Source organism: Pseudomonas sp. LBUM1666 (assembly GCF_059695775.1).
Window position 1 is genome coordinate 3,221,707 of record NZ_CP166789.1, and the last position, 15,461, is coordinate 3,237,167.

A 15,461-nucleotide genomic window follows, 5' to 3' on the forward strand; every position below is an offset into this window, starting at 1 on the left:
AGACCCCTCACTATGTCCGTCAACGCGTCCATCATCCTTGTAGTCGAAGACGACGCCATCGTGCGCATGCTGATTGTCGATGTACTGGAGGAACTCGAGTTCAAGGTGCTCGAGGCCGATGGCAGCGAACAGGCGCTGGAGTTTCTCAACGATGAAGATCAGTACATCGATTTGATGATGACAGACGTTGGTTTGCAGGTGATGGACGGCCGTGAACTAGCCACACAGGCGCGGATGCTGCGTCCCGAGCTGCCCATCCTGTTTGCTAGCGGTTATGCCGAAAGTATTGATGTGCCCGAAGGTATGCACGTGATTGGTAAACCGTTTTCCATTGATCAGTTGCGCGACAAGGTCAAAGGCATGCTGGCCTGAGACAGTTGACTGGGCATCTTGGCCCCACCACTTTTCTGCATAAACCGACGTAAGGCTGCATTTTTCGGCGTTTTTGGGCTCTGACCTGTCAAGTTTGACAGTAGAAAAGGCCGTCCGCCTGGCGTTTGATTGGACCGGTGATCCCACTCATAAGGAACCGAGTCCATGCCGAGTCGAACCGAACGCTCCGCACGTTATTTGAAAATCAGCGGATTATTGCTGATGCTCATCGCCGGATATGGTTGCCAGTCAGCCTCTTCCGACAATCCCCAACACTGTTTTGAACAGAGCGGACAGGCGTTCAGCGAAGTATTGAGCTGTTATCGCAAAGCCGAAGCGACGCAACCGCTGCGCTACATCAGTAAGGGAAAAGAGCAACAGCCCGGCGTCAACATCCGGCGCTTCGAGCTGACGTCACAGTCCTGGGGCCAGGGTGGTCAAGTCACCCCGGCAGACTGGCCCCATGGAGTCGACCTGTACATTCCCGACAACGTCAAGGGTACGCGCGCCGTGCTGGTCGCCAACGACGGCGTCAACAACCCTTTGCCTGGTGAGTCTCCGGGAGCACCCAACAACTTTTCGCAGCAAACACTTCTCAACATTGCCCGGCAAACCGGTTTGATCGTAGTGGCTGTCAGCAATGTCCCTAACCAGTATTTGACCTACAGCGATGATGGCGTGCCGCGCACAGAAGATGGCAGCGTTGCCCACAGCTGGAAACTATTCATGCAGGCCCCAGAACAACAGCCCTTTATGTCGCTGCATGTGCCGATGATGGAAGCGCTGGTCAAGGCCATGGACCTGGCCCAAAAGGAAACGCAGCCAGGCCAAGTGGTGAGTTTTCTTGCCACCGGCGCGTCGAAACGCGGTTGGGCGGTATGGCTGTCCGCCCTTGCGGACTCACGCGTCGATAGCATCGTGCCGTTTGTCATCGACGTCTTGAACACGGACAAAGTGTTCGACCAGACGTTTCTGGCTTACGGCGGTAACTGGCCACTGGCGTACATCGACTACTACTTGCAAGGCGTGATCGCCCAACGCAAGAGCGAGCCGTTCAAGAAGCTGATGCAGGTCGAAGACCCGATGACCTATCGGAATCTGCCCGGCTACACCGACCGCTTGAAGATCCCGAAATACATCGTCAACGCCAGTGGCGATGACTTCTTCATCCCGGATGCTTCACGCCAGTATTTTCCGGACCTGCCGGGTAACAATACACTTCGGGTCATTCCCAATTCCGCCCACGATGTGCGGGCGTTTGTTGAAGCGAACCTGATTCCTTATATCAAGCGGCGGCAGACCGGCAATACCGCACCGAGGTTAAAGGCACAGGAACGGCGCCTGGACGCCACATCGACCAAGTTGCACCTGACCTTGTCCGAAATGCCGATCAGGACGACTCAGTGGACAGCGCTCAACCCGAAGGCCCGGGACTTCCGGTACAACTGCGGCGTGCGCTACACCGCAAAACCATTGCCGGTCGCAATGGATGTCCAGGCGACTCTCCGTGCTCCCAAGGAGGGCTGGATCGCCCAGTTCATCGAAACTGAGTATGCAGACGGCGTTGTCGAAACGACGATGGTCAAGGTGCTTCCGGAAACATATCCGAATCAGCCGCCACCCGCCGATCAGGCATTTTGCAGAACGCTACCCGCCACCCTGGGTCAGTAAATCACGACACGACAATCTCAACCCTTTTGCTCTGTGGGGTTGTCGTGTTTCCTTGACTGTTCTCGGTCATCCATTTTCTTGCGCCTGACGCCGGAGCGTTCAGCTCAATGCCACGCTTGCTGTGGTTTAATTGCGCCCCTACCCGATTACCCGTCTCAAGGAATACCGATGACCCAGCCCCGCGCAATCAAAGTCCTGGTCATTGGTTACGTCTGGCCCGAGCCCCGCTCTTCAGCGGCCGGTGGGCACATGATGCAAATTCTCGAGACCTTCTTGCAGCAAGGCTGGGACATTACTTTCAGTAGCCCGGCCGGCACCGGTGAACACCGGGCAGACCTGACGGTCCTGGGCATTCGCGAAGTCCCGATCGAATTGAACAACAGCAGTTTCGACACGTTCATCAGCGAACTGGCCCCGGATATCGTTCTGTTCGATCGATTCATGATGGAAGAACAGTTCGGCTGGCGAGTTGAAAAACAATGCCCCGATGCCTTGCGCGTGCTTGAGACCTCCGACCTGCAAAGCCTGCGAGATGCCCGCCATCAACGCCTCAAGGAGCGTTTGAAGGCCAGTGACGACGCCAATGACTTCAATGAACTGTTCGCGCCGGCGTTACGTGAAGAGTTTGAGCTCATGGCCGAGACCGATCTGGCCAAACGGGAAATCGCAGCGATTTATCGTTGCGACTTGAATCTGATGATTTCCGAAGTAGAGATCGAGTTGCTGGTCGAGCAATTCAAGCTGCCGCGCCACTTGCTGCACTGGTGCCCGCTGATGGTCGATCTACCGAGCGTGCCAGCGGTTTCTTTTGAAGACCGTGCGCACTTTCTCAGCATCGGCAACTTCCGTCATGCGCCCAACTGGGATGCGGTGCTCTGGATGAAAACCACTATCTGGCCGCTGATTCGCGCGCAACTGCCAACGGCTCAATTGCACATTTACGGTGCTTACACACCGCCCAAAGCGACTGCGTTGCACAACCCTGGCCAGGGGTTTCATGTGATGAACTGGGCGGAAGATGCGTTAGAAGTCATGTCTTGCGCGCGGATATGCCTGGCGCCCTTACGCTTCGGTGCCGGCATCAAAGGCAAGATTGTCGACGCCATGTTGTGTGGTACGCCCACGGTCACAACGCCAATCGGCGCCGAAGCGATGCACGGCGAACTTCTCTGGCCCGGCGCCGTGACCCGGACAGCGCAGGCGTTCGCCGATTGCGCGGTTCAGCTGTACAAGGATGAAGCACTTTGGACAGGCGCCCAGTCCCTGGGGCAGACGTTGCTGGCCGATCGTTATCGACAGTCGGAACATGGCCCGGCATTGATCGAAAAGTTGTTGTATTGCCAGCAACACCTGGCCCAACTTAGAGGCGATAACTTTACGGGAAGTATGTTGCGTCATCACCATCATAAAAGCACGAAGTATATGGCGCAATGGATTGAGGCAAAGAATCGAAATCCGCTATAGCACTTACTCCAATAACAAACATTTTGCATTATCACTGTTATTGACCAAGCTTAATACCATCTCTATAAATACCCAACCGAACCTTAACTTTATTAGTTAAGTTCAGCACCCCCCCCCCACACCTAACAAATCAATGCAAGGACGCATTAAATGGACAACTTTGTTCAGAGTAATTACACACTTAACAACTGGATGACCGCTACTCCGGCAATTGATACATTGTCGCTCTGCGAATTGACGCTGCCAGGCACCCATTACGCGGGCAGCGACTGGAAAGCGTCCTGGCCGCTGATTCCAGGCGCCCACTGGCTGGCCTGTCAGCACGAATCGTTTTATTCCCAACTACGCCACGGTTCTCGAGCGCTCGATATCCGTTTAATGTTCGACGCCGACGCGCCGGAACTCCGAAAATTCTGTATTCATCACAACGGTTACCGAAATGCTCGCACCTTGGTGAACCTTATAATCGACGTGGAAAAATTTCTTGAGGAGAGCCCCAATGAATTCATCATCCTCGATTTTCATGAATTGAAAGGGGATCAGTTTGATTTCGCTAACTTCAACAACATGATGGTCCATTTTCTTGGCCATCGCATAATCCCCACAAAAAACCGGCCTCTGAGCCTCCGTCAACTCAAACAAATAAGCTCTGTACAAAGAATTTTAGTCGCCGCCCCATGGCACAGTGCTCTTGATCGAAATGTATTTCACGAGCAGATCGGGCACAAATGGTCTGGCAGCGGTATCACCAATGCCGCTGATTTGAAACAGCACATTTTTAATGTGCTGAAAAACCCGCCAGGAACATGGGCACCGTGGTCGCTTTCCGCTACCAGTTACAGTGCTCTCGGCGGCCCCGTGGATATTCATGACGAGCTTAATTCCTGGTTCGATCCGAAGAAAAGCGACTGGGCATTGAAATGCAACATCATCAATGTCGACTTTATTGAAGAGTCCAACATTGTCTCTTATTGCCGAACTGTAAACCTGACGAAAGCGAGCAAGCGAAATTAACAATTTTCGCGCCATCAAATAGCTATTCTTGTGTAAGTGTTTCCGACGCTGGCAATACTGCCACGCACCTCTATGCTGGGTCATGAAAGCCTTTTGTCTCAGGCGAGTGATACGAATGTGGCACCCCGCCACATCCGACACATAAACTACTTCTCCCCACGGATGGGGCGAATCAACGACAAGGAACTGTCATGACCCGCAATACAGCAACCACACTCGACAAACAGCGATGGATGAGCAACGTACTGGATATCGGTCGGTTGAAGCTGACCGATATTGTCTGGCCCGGCACGCACAACGCTGGCATGGACAAAAAAGCGCCCAATTATGAGGTGGTGGTCGGCAACTGGACGACGTGCCAGAACGACTCATTTGCCTGGCAACTGGCCAACGGCGCACGGGCATTCGATATCCGGCTTGGCTGCACCGCCGGCCCGGTAGTCCCGGTGTTCTACTTCCATCACAACGGCTATCAGTCCCACCGCATTCTTGATGAACTGATCGATGCGGTGACGACATTCCTCGACCGAAACCCGGACGAATTCATCGTCCTCGACTTCCACCAGTTAGGGAATGCAGCGAAGCCGTTCGGCTACCAACAATTCAATGATCTTCTGATGCGCCGCCTGGGCTCGCGCTTGATCCGTCCTTCGGACGCGCGCAGTACCGTGGAACAGCTCAAGCGCGCCAGTTCGCAGCGCCGCATTGTCATGGCCGCACAGGCGAAACCCGGGCTGGACAGTGAGTATTTCTGGCCGCAAATACCTCACAAATGGAACGGTAAGGTATTCACTGACACCATCGAACTGCAATCGCATATTGAGACCACCCTTTCAGGGGCGCCTTACGATAAATTTCTCTGGTCGTTGCCGGCGACGTGCTATTCGCTGTTGGGTGGCCCGCAGCACATCAAAAACCAAATCAACGACTGGTTCCATACCACCCGCGACTGGGTCACCCGTTGCAGCATCATCAGCACAGATTTTTTTGACGAGGCGGATATTGTCCGCAACTGCTGGAGCGCCACCAGCATGAAAGCGGTTTACGGAGACAGGTTGCATCGACCCGCATAAGCGAAAGCCATAGCAGGCTGGCACAGCAGGTGGAAAAAGATGCATGATCGGATAGCGATAACAAGAAAAGCGTCCTGACATGACCCGAACAGCCCGTGTGACAGACCCCTCCTACGAACTGATGGACGACCATAACGGGTTGTCCATCATCTATCGTCAGCACGGTTTTCCCTGCCCGTTGGTGCGCTGGCATTTTCACAAGGAATACGAACTGCACCTGATCGTCGCCAGCTCCGGCAAAGTGTTCATCGGTGACTACATCGGTAACTTCTATCCAGAATCGCTATTTCTCACCGGCCCCAATCTGCCCCACAACTGGATCAGCCAGGTGGCCGAAGACGAAGTGGTGCCCAAGCGCGACATGCTGGTCAACTTCACGGATGAGTTGTTCGACAGCGGCCACTTGGTGTTTGCCGAGCTCAAAACGCTGGCGCCACTGTTGGAGCGCGCCCAGTACGGCATCGAGTTTCGCTGCAAGCGCACCATTCGCCAGGCCATGACTTTGATGCAGCGCATCGCCGACACCAAAGGCGTGACGCGTCTCGGGCACTTTTTCATTCTGCTGGAGTTACTGGCGGCCTCTGACGACTATCAGCTGCTGTCCGGGGCCACGACACCGCAATTGGCCGACGAGCACAATATCGATCGCACTAACCGGGCGGTGGATTACATCTTCGCGCATTACGCCCGTGAACTGCCGCTGGAGGAAGTCGCCGAGCACTTGGGCATGAAGCCGACTTATTTCAGTCGAGTGTTCAAGCAAGCCACCGGCCGCTGCTTCATCGAATTCGTCAATCGACTGCGCATCAGCAAATCCTGTGAGCTGCTGGCCGATGGCAACAAACCGGTAACCGACGTGTGTTTCGAGTCGGGCTTCAACAATATTTCCAACTTCAATCGGCGTTTTCAGCAACTCAAGGGCATGACGCCGTCGCATTACCGGCGGTTGGCGGTGCAGCGATTGACTGAGCAGAACCTGGGTTAAACGCCTGAAAACCTGTACGGAATCCATAGGGTCTACCCGCTAAAAAGCCGTTCCCTGCACCTCTCCCTCCAAACACCAGTGCAAAAAAGTATCGATTAAAGTGCGATGGATGATTTGTCACGTCATCAATTGAAGGCTGTAATCAATGCACATTCTTCCTGCCGTCGGAAGACACAAAAACAATAACTGTCCTTCTGTCACCCGCGGGTGCAGAAAAGGAGTGCACGATGCAACCTTCTGTAAAAGCTCTGCTTGCCCTCACCTGCATGACCCTCAGCAGCGTCAGCCTCGGCGCCCAGACCCTGACCATCGCCACCGTCAACAACAGCGACATGATCCGCATGCAAAAGCTCTCGAAAACCTTCGAGGCCGAGCATCCGGACATCAAGCTCAATTGGGTGGTGCTGGAAGAAAACGTCCTGCGCCAACGCCTGACCACTGACATTGCCACACAGGGCGGACAGTTCGATGTGCTGACCATCGGCATGTACGAAGCCGCACTCTGGGGCGCCAAAGGTTGGCTGGAGCCGATGAAGGATTTGCCGGCCAGCTACGCCCTCGACGACGTGTTCCCGTCGGTGCGTGAAGGCCTGTCGGTCAAGGGTTCGCTCTATGCATTGCCCTTCTACGCTGAAAGCTCCATCACCTATTACCGCACCGATCTGTTCAAGGAAGCCGGGCTGACCATGCCCGAGCACCCGACCTGGACCCAGATCAGCGAATTCGCCAGCAAACTCACCAATAAGGATAAAGAACAGTACGGCATTTGCCTGCGGGGCAAGGCCGGCTGGGGCGAGAACATGGCGCTGATCACCACCGTCGCCAATGCCTATGGTGCGCGCTGGTTCGATGAGCAGTGGAAGCCGGAATTCACCGGCCCCGAGTGGAAAAACGCGCTGAACTTCTACGTCGACACCATGAAAAAATCCGGCCCGCCGGGTGCGTCGAGCAACGGTTTCAACGAAAACCTCGCGCTGTTCAACAGCGGCAAATGCGCCATCTGGGTTGATGCCAGCGTCGCCGGCTCCTTCGTCACCGATAAGACCCAAAGCAAGGTCAGCGACCACGTCGGCTTCACCTACGCACCGCACGAGACCACCGACAAGGGCTCGGCCTGGTTGTATTCCTGGGCGCTGGCGATCCCGACCAGTTCCAAGGCCAAGGACGCGGCGAAAACCTTCAGCGCCTGGGCCACTTCCAAGGAATATGGCGCTTTGGTTGCCGAGAAAGACGGCATTGCCAATGTACCGCCAGGTACCCGCGCTTCGACGTATAGCGATGAGTACATGAAGGCTGCACCGTTCGCCAAGGTGACCCTTGAATCGCTGAAAGCCGCGGACCCGAGCAAGCCGACCCTCAAGCCCGTGCCGTATATCGGCATCCAGTTGGTGACCATTCCTGAATTCCAGGCCGTAGGCACCCAGGTCGGCAAATTGTTCTCGGCAGCGCTGATCGGCCAGACCACGGTTGACCAGGCCCTGACCGCTGCCCAGTCAACCACCGAACGTGAAATGAAGCGCGCCGGTTACCCCAAGTAATCCCGCAACCCATGTGGGAGCGAGCTTGCTCGCGATAGCGATGGATCAGCCAGCATAGATGTTGAATGTCATGGCCTCATCGCGAGCAGGCTCGCTCCCACAGTTGATCTTCATTTGTCTGTTCCCAATCGGTTCTATCGCCATGAATACTTCAACTGCCAAAGCTCACATGGACATCCCGCAACCGGTGCGTAAAAGCCGGTTGGCCAACCCCGGCTGGTTTCTGGTCAGCCCCTCGGTGGCGTTGTTGCTGCTGTGGATGATCGTGCCGCTGGGCATGACCGTTTACTTCTCGCTGATCCGCTACAACCTGCTCTATCCCGGTGAAAACCAGTTCGTCGGGCTGGAGAACTTCAGCTACTTCCTCAGCGACTCGGGTTTCCTGCCCGGCGCCACCAATACCTTGTTGCTGGTCGGCAGCGTGCTGCTGATCAGCGTGGTGTTCGGCGTGTTGATCAGTGCGCTGTTGGAGGCCAGTGAGTTTCTCGGGCGCGGCATCGTGCGGGTGATGTTGATCTCGCCGTTTTTCATCATGCCCACCGTCGGTGCGCTGATCTGGAAGAACCTGATTTTCCATCCGGTGTCGGGGATTCTCGCCTACGTCTGGAAGCTGTTCGGCGCGCAGCCGGTGGACTGGCTGGCGCACTACCCGCTGCTGTCGATCATCATCATCGTGTCCTGGCAATGGCTGCCGTTCGCCATCCTGATCCTGATGACCGCCATGCAGTCCCTCGACCAGGAGCAGAAGGAAGCCGCGCGCCTCGACGGTGCCGGGCCGATCGCGATCTTCTGGCACCTGACCCTGCCGCACCTGGCACGGCCGATTGCGGTGGTGGTAATGATCGAAACCATCTTCCTGCTCTCGGTGTTCGCCGAAATCTTCACCACCACCAACGGCGGCCCCGGCTACGCCTCGACCAACCTCGCCTACCTGATCTACAACCAGGCGCTGGTGCAGTTCGACGTCGGCATGGCGTCCGCCGGTGGCTTGATCGCGGTGGTGATCGCCAACATCGCAGCCATCGTGCTGGTGCGCATGATCGGCAAAAACCTGACAGACAAAGCCTGAGGCCTGCGCCATGACCCTTCAACAATCCCGCCGTCTGCAAAGCCTGCTGCTCGGCACCCTGGCCTGGGCCATCGCGATCCTGATCTTCTTCCCGATCTTCTGGATGGTGATGACCAGTTTCAAAACCGAAATCGATGCGTTCGCCACGCCGCCGCAGTTCATCTTCACGCCCACGCTGGAGAACTACCTGCACATCAACGAGCGCAGCGACTACTTCAGCTTCGCCTGGAACTCGGTGGTGATTTCCTTCAGCGCTACCGCTCTGAGCCTACTGATCGCGGTGCCGGCGGCCTACTCGATGGCGTTCTACGAAACCCAACGCACCAAAGGCACGCTGCTGTGGATGCTCTCCACCAAGATGCTGCCGCCGGTGGGCGTGCTGATGCCGATCTACCTGCTGGCCAAGAGCTTCGGCCTGCTGGACACGCGCATCGCGCTGATCGTGATCTACACGCTGATCAACCTGCCGATCGTGGTCTGGATGATTTACACCTACTTCAAAGACATCCCCAAGGACATTCTCGAAGCCGCGCGCCTCGACGGTGCCACGCTGTGGCAGGAAATGGTCCGGGTGCTGTTGCCGATCGCCAAGGGCGGCCTGGCGTCCACGGTGCTGCTGTCGCTGATCCTGTGCTGGAACGAGGCGTTCTGGTCGCTGAACCTGACCTCGTCGAAAGCTGCGCCGTTGACCGCATTGATCGCCTCCTACTCAAGTCCCGAAGGTCTGTTCTGGGCCAAGTTGTCGGCGGTGTCGACCCTGGCCTGCGCACCGATCCTGATCTTCGGCTGGATCAGCCAGAAACAATTGGTCCGCGGCCTGTCGTTCGGCGCCGTGAAATAGCCCTCAAAGAATAAGCACAAAGGAGCGCCATCATGGCCAACCTGAAAATCAAGAATCTGCAAAAAGGCTTCGAAGGCTTTTCCATCATCAAAGGCATCGACCTGGAAGTGAACGACCGCGAGTTCGTGGTGTTCGTCGGCCCGTCGGGCTGCGGCAAATCCACGTTGCTGCGACTGATCGCCGGCCTGGAAGAAGTCAGCGGTGGCACCATCGAACTCGATGGCCGAGACATCACCGAAGTCAGCCCGGCCAAGCGCGACCTGGCGATGGTGTTCCAGACCTATGCCTTGTACCCGCACATGAGCGTGCGCAAGAACATGTCGTTCGCCCTCGACCTGGCCGGCGTACCGAAAGCCGAAGTCGAGAAAAAAGTCGGCGAAGCGGCACGCATCCTCGAACTCGGGCCGATGCTCGAACGCAAGCCGAAACAGTTGTCCGGCGGTCAGCGTCAGCGCGTGGCCATCGGCCGGGCCATTGTGCGCAATCCGAAAATCTTCCTGTTCGACGAGCCACTGTCCAACCTCGACGCCGCCCTGCGCGTACAGATGCGCCTGGAACTGCTGCGCCTGCACAAAGAACTCAAAGCCACGATGATCTACGTGACCCACGATCAGGTCGAAGCCATGACCATGGCCGACAAGGTTGTGGTACTCAATGGCGGCAAAGTCGAACAAGTCGGTTCGCCGCTGGACCTGTATCACCAACCGGCCAACCTGTTTGTTGCCGGGTTCCTTGGCACGCCGAAAATGGGCTTCCTCAAGGGCAAAGTCACCCGCGTCGAAAGCCAGAGCTGCGAAGTGCTGCTGGACGCCGGTACCCGCATCACGTTGCCGCTGAGCGGCGCCAACCTGAGTGTCGGTGGCGCGGTGACCCTGGGCATTCGCCCGGAACACCTGAATCTCGCGCAAACCGGCGACTGCTCCTTGCAGGTAACGGCCGACGTCAGCGAACGCCTGGGCAGCGACACCTTCTGCCACGTGGTGACCTCGTCCGGCGAAGCGCTGACCATGCGCGTTCGCGGCGACCTGGCCAGCCGTTATGGCGAGTCGCTGAGCCTGCACCTGGACGCCGAACACTGCCATTTATTCGATGCCGACGGTGTGGCGCTGACCCGTCCACTACGCGCTGCGGCCTGATTTCGAGACCTTGTGATGAAACTCAATAAACAGAACCTCAATCGCCTCGCCTCCGAGGTGGCCTTGCCCGCCTACGCCCTGAGCGACACCCGCCAAGGCATCGCGCACATCGGCGTCGGCGGTTTCCACCGCGCCCATCAGGCGTATTACACCGATGCGTTGATGAATACCGGCGAAGACCTGGACTGGGCGATTTGCGGTGTCGGCCTGCGCGCCGAAGACCGCCGCGCCCGGGACGATCTCAAAGAGCAGGATTATCTCTTCACCCTGTTCGAGCTGGGCGATACCGACGACACCGAAGTTCGGGTGATCGGCGCGATTCGCGACATGCTTTTGGCCGAAGACGGTGCGCAAGCGCTGATCGACAAACTCGCCAGCCCCGAGATCCGTATCGTTTCGCTGACCATTACCGAAGGCGGCTACTGCATCGACGACAGCACCGGCGAGTTCATGGCCCAGCTGCCGCAAATCCAGCACGACCTGGCACGCCCGAGCACACCGAAAACCGTGTTCGGTTTTCTCTGCGCCGCGCTGGCCAAACGCCGTGCAGCCGGCACGCCTGCATTCACCTTGATGTCCTGCGATAACCTGCCGCACAACGGCGCGGTCACCCGCAAAGCGTTACTGGCGTTCGCCGCCCTGCGCGATGCCGATCTGCGGGACTGGATCGCCAGCAATGTCAGTTTTCCGAACGCGATGGTCGACCGCATCACGCCGATGACCAGCACCGAACACAAGCTGCAACTGCACGATAAACACGCTATCGACGACGCCTGGCCAGTGGTCTGCGAACCCTTTGTGCAATGGGTGCTGGAAGACAAGTTCGTTAACGGTCGTCCGGCCTGGGAAAAGGTCGGCGTGCAGTTCACCGACGACGTCACGCCTTATGAAGAAATGAAGATCAAACTGCTCAACGGCAGTCACCTGGCACTCACTTATCTGGGTTTTTTGAAGGGTTACCGCTTCGTTCACGAAACCATGAACGACCCGCTGTTTGTGCGCTACATGCGCGCCTACATGGACCTGGACGTGACCCCGCAGTTGTCACCCGTGCCGGGAATTGACCTGACCGAGTACAAAAACACGCTGGAGGCGCGCTTCTCCAACCAGGCGATTGCCGATCAGCTGGAGCGCGTGTGTTCGGACGGTTCGTCGAAGTTTCCGAAGTTCACTGTGCCGACGATCAATCGCTTGATTGCTGATGGGCAGGAGACCAAACGGGCGGCATTAGTAGTAGCGGCTTGGGCGTTGTATTTGAAGGGCGTGGACGAGAATGGCGATACCTACAGCATTCCTGATCCGCGGGCCGCGTTCTGTCAGACGCTGGTGGCGGATGATGCGCTGATCACGCAGCGGTTGCTGGCGGTTGAGGAGATTTTTGGTACGGCGATTCCGCATTCGCCCGAGTTTGTGGCGGCATTTGAGTGGTGCTGTAACAGCTTGCGGGATGTTGGGGTGACGCGGACGTTGGAGCGGGTGTTGGCCTAGATTGGTTGGGTGTCAGGTGGAACCACCCCTCACCCTAACCCTCTCCCCAAGGGGTAGAGGGGACTGACCGAGTTGATTATCCGGAATACTGCGACCTGACACTCCTGAGTCGAACTCAGGATTTGGGAAGCATGAAGATCGACCCCCTTTCCCCCTCTCCCCCTTGGGGAGAGGGCTGGGGTGAGGGGTGGTTTTCGGATCAGACTTGTATTCAACGTTTGGGACATTCCATGGCAAACCAACAACTATTCCTCGGCATCGACTGCGGCACCCAAGGCACCAAAGCGATCATCCTCGACGCCATCAGCGGTCAGGTGCTCGGTCAGGGTGCCGCCGCCCACACCTTGATCAGCGGCGCCAACGGTCGCCGCGAGCAAGACACTACGCAATGGCTGGAAGCCTTCGCGCTTGCCACCCTCCGCGCCTTACTCGCGGCAAAGGTCGACGGCCAGGACATCCTCGGCATCGGCGTTTCCGGCCAGCAACACGGGCTGGTGCTGCTCGACGATCAGGGCCAAGTGCTGCGTCCGGCCAAACTCTGGTGCGACACCGAATCCACTCCGGAAAACGACCGTCTGCTTGCCCATCTGGGTGGCGAAAAAGGTTCCCTTGAACGCCTCGGCGTTGTGATCGCGCCGGGCTACACCGTCTCCAAACTGCTCTGGACCAAAGAACAACATCCGCAGATTTTCGCTCGCATCACCCGCATCCTGCTGCCCCACGACTACCTCAACTATTGGCTCACCGGCCGCAGTTGCAGTGAGTACGGCGATGCCTCGGGCACCGGTTACTTCAACGTGCGCACCCGCCAGTGGGATTTGCAGCTGCTGCGTGACATCGATGCCACCGGGCGACTGCAAGCCGCGCTGCCGGAGCTGATCGATGCTCATCAAGCGGTCGGCACGATCCTGCCGAGCATCGCCGAACATCTAGGCGTCAACCCGCAGGCGCTGGTCTCCAGCGGCGGTGGCGACAACATGATGGGCGCCATCGGCACCGGCAATATCAAGCCCGGCGCTATCACCATGAGCCTCGGTTCATCGGGGACGGTGTACGCCTATGCTGATCAACCGAAAGTCAGTCCGGACGCTTGCGTCGCAACGTTTTGCTCCTCCAGCGGTGGCTGGCTGCCGCTGATTTGCACCATGAACCTGACCAACGCGACCGGGGTGATTCGCGAGTTGTTCGAGCTGGATATCGAACAGTTCAACGACCTCGTCGCACAAGCACCGATCGGTGCCGAAGGCGTGTGCATGCTGCCGTTCCTCAACGGCGAGCGCGTCCCCGCCCTGCCCCATGCCACCGGCAGCCTCCTGGGCTTGACCATGACTAACCTGAATAAGGCCAACCTGTGCCGCGCGGTGGTCGAAGGCACGACCTTCGGTTTGCGTTATGGACTGGACCTGCTACGTCAGAATGGCTTACAAAGCCGCAGCATTTGCCTGATCGGCGGCGGCTCGAAAAGCCCGGTGTGGCGGCAGATCGTCGCTGACATCATGAACACCCCAGTCATCTGCACCGAACAAAGCGAAGCCGCGGCCCTTGGCGCCGCGATTCAGGCCGCGTGGTGCAAGTCCTGGGTAAACGGGCATGAAGACAGCCTGTTGGACCTTTGCGAGCGTTGCGTGAAGTTCGATCCGACCAGCGAAACCTTGCCGATCGCAGACAATGTGGCAGCCTGTCAGCAAGCCTACGAACGCTATCAACAGCATTCGCAACCCTTTAAAGAGTGAATAACTATGTACCTGGTGTGTGGCGAAGCGCTGTTCGATTTCTTCAGTGAAGACGATGCCAGCGGCCTGGCTTCAAAAGTGAATTTCAAGGCGATTGCCGGCGGCTCGCCGTTCAATGTCGCGGTGGGTTTGCGTCGTTTGGGGGTGGATGCTGCGTTGTTTGCCGGCCTGTCCACCGACTATCTCGGTCGACGCTTGCAGCAGGTCCTGCAGGATGAAGGCGTGCGCCCGGATTACTTGGTGGATTTCGCTGCGCCTACAACCCTGGCGATGGTGGCCGTCGGTGCCAATGGTTCGCCGCATTACAGCTTCCGGGGTGAAGGCTGCGCGGATCGTCAGCTGAAAACCGAGCATCTGCCGGAACTGGGCCCTGAGGTACGCGGTCTGCACATCGGTTCGTTTTCGCTGGTGGTGCAACCGATTGCCGACACGCTGTTGGCATTGGTGCAACGGGAAAGCGGTAAACGCTTGATCAGCCTTGATCCCAACGTGCGGCTCAATCCTGAGCCGAATATCGACCTGTGGCGTTCGCGAATTGCCACCTTGGTTGAGCTGGCCGACCTGATCAAAGTCAGCGATGAGGATTTGAGCCTGTTGTACCCCGAGCAGGATCCGCAACGGGTAATTGAAGGCTGGCTGCAGCATCGCTGTCAGTTGGTGTTTCTGACCCGTGGTGGCGAGGGGGCGTCGGTGTTCAGCCGTATGCATGGCTCCTGGTCGGTACCGGCGAGTTCAGTGAAAATCGCCGACACCGTGGGCGCTGGCGATACGTTCCAGGCAGCGCTGATTACCTGGCTGACCGAGCAGCAGCTGGATTCGGTTGAGGGCGTACAGCAGCTGAGTCGTGAGCAGATTGATGCAATGCTCAAGTTCGCGGTGCAGGCAGCGGCGCTGACCTGCAGCAAGACCGGGCCGGATTTGCCGTATCGGCAGCAACTCACCTAACTGATCGTTCCGGTCACAACACCGAAGGGCTGTTACGGGCTACAGACGACTTTAGTCGGTAAATGACTGCTCGTTTCCTTGAACGAGGCGCTTTAATCCTGCACCATCCGCCCCAGCTTATTCAAAGGACGG

Annotated in this window: 13 protein-coding genes; all 13 read left to right on the top strand. The window is 57.5% G+C overall.

The window, feature by feature from the left end; all coding sequences use genetic code 11:
- The first annotated feature begins 12 nt into the window (after window positions 1-12).
- The 13 genes from ACA056_RS14585 (at window position 13) to ACA056_RS14645 (ending at window position 15,329) form a co-directional block, all read left to right on the top strand.
- Window positions 13-372, top strand: coding sequence for a response regulator (locus ACA056_RS14585; RefSeq protein ID WP_497265548.1), 360 nt, complete (start codon window positions 13-15; stop codon window positions 370-372).
- 165 nt (window positions 373-537) lie between these two features.
- The gene (locus ACA056_RS14590; RefSeq protein ID WP_497265550.1) at window positions 538-2,043 is read left to right on the top strand and encodes a PhoPQ-activated protein PqaA family protein; all 1,506 of its coding nucleotides are present in this window, start codon (window positions 538-540) and stop codon (window positions 2,041-2,043) included.
- Window positions 2,044-2,211: 168 nt separating this feature from the next.
- Window positions 2,212-3,507 carry a glycosyltransferase gene (locus tag ACA056_RS14595; protein WP_497265552.1) on the top strand — a complete coding sequence of 432 codons (1,296 nt, stop codon included), beginning with the start codon at window positions 2,212-2,214 and terminating at the stop codon, window positions 3,505-3,507.
- A 150-nt stretch (window positions 3,508-3,657) separates the two neighbouring features.
- Window positions 3,658-4,521 (top strand): phosphatidylinositol-specific phospholipase C domain-containing protein, encoded by an 864-nt coding sequence (locus ACA056_RS14600; RefSeq protein WP_497265554.1) that lies wholly within the window; start codon window positions 3,658-3,660, stop codon window positions 4,519-4,521.
- Between the two features lie 191 nt (window positions 4,522-4,712).
- Window positions 4,713-5,594: a phosphatidylinositol-specific phospholipase C domain-containing protein gene (locus ACA056_RS14605; RefSeq protein WP_497265556.1), complete on the top strand. Its 882-nt coding sequence runs from the start codon at window positions 4,713-4,715 to the stop codon at window positions 5,592-5,594.
- A gap of 79 nt (window positions 5,595-5,673) precedes the next feature.
- The gene (locus ACA056_RS14610; RefSeq protein ID WP_497265558.1) at window positions 5,674-6,579 is read left to right on the top strand and encodes an AraC family transcriptional regulator; all 906 of its coding nucleotides are present in this window, start codon (window positions 5,674-5,676) and stop codon (window positions 6,577-6,579) included.
- Between the two features lie 227 nt (window positions 6,580-6,806).
- Complete coding sequence (locus ACA056_RS14615; RefSeq protein WP_095129876.1) at window positions 6,807-8,117, top strand: ABC transporter substrate-binding protein; 1,311 nt, start codon at window positions 6,807-6,809, stop codon at window positions 8,115-8,117.
- 142 nt (window positions 8,118-8,259) lie between these two features.
- Window positions 8,260-9,186 carry a carbohydrate ABC transporter permease gene (locus ACA056_RS14620; RefSeq protein ID WP_497265560.1) on the top strand — a complete coding sequence of 309 codons (927 nt, stop codon included), beginning with the start codon at window positions 8,260-8,262 and terminating at the stop codon, window positions 9,184-9,186.
- A gap of 10 nt (window positions 9,187-9,196) precedes the next feature.
- Window positions 9,197-10,027 (top strand): carbohydrate ABC transporter permease, encoded by an 831-nt coding sequence (locus ACA056_RS14625; RefSeq protein WP_283180389.1) that lies wholly within the window; start codon window positions 9,197-9,199, stop codon window positions 10,025-10,027.
- A 32-nt stretch (window positions 10,028-10,059) separates the two neighbouring features.
- The gene (locus ACA056_RS14630) at window positions 10,060-11,163 is read left to right on the top strand and encodes an ABC transporter ATP-binding protein (protein WP_497265563.1); all 1,104 of its coding nucleotides are present in this window, start codon (window positions 10,060-10,062) and stop codon (window positions 11,161-11,163) included.
- 15 nt (window positions 11,164-11,178) lie between these two features.
- Window positions 11,179-12,651: a mannitol dehydrogenase family protein gene (locus ACA056_RS14635; protein WP_497265565.1), complete on the top strand. Its 1,473-nt coding sequence runs from the start codon at window positions 11,179-11,181 to the stop codon at window positions 12,649-12,651.
- Window positions 12,652-12,881: 230 nt separating this feature from the next.
- Window positions 12,882-14,384: a xylulokinase gene (xylB, locus tag ACA056_RS14640; RefSeq protein ID WP_497265567.1), complete on the top strand. Its 1,503-nt coding sequence runs from the start codon at window positions 12,882-12,884 to the stop codon at window positions 14,382-14,384.
- 6 nt (window positions 14,385-14,390) lie between these two features.
- Entirely contained in the window at window positions 14,391-15,329 is a 939-nt protein-coding gene (locus tag ACA056_RS14645) for a carbohydrate kinase family protein (RefSeq protein WP_497265569.1), read from the top strand.
- Window positions 15,330-15,461 lie beyond the last annotated feature (132 nt).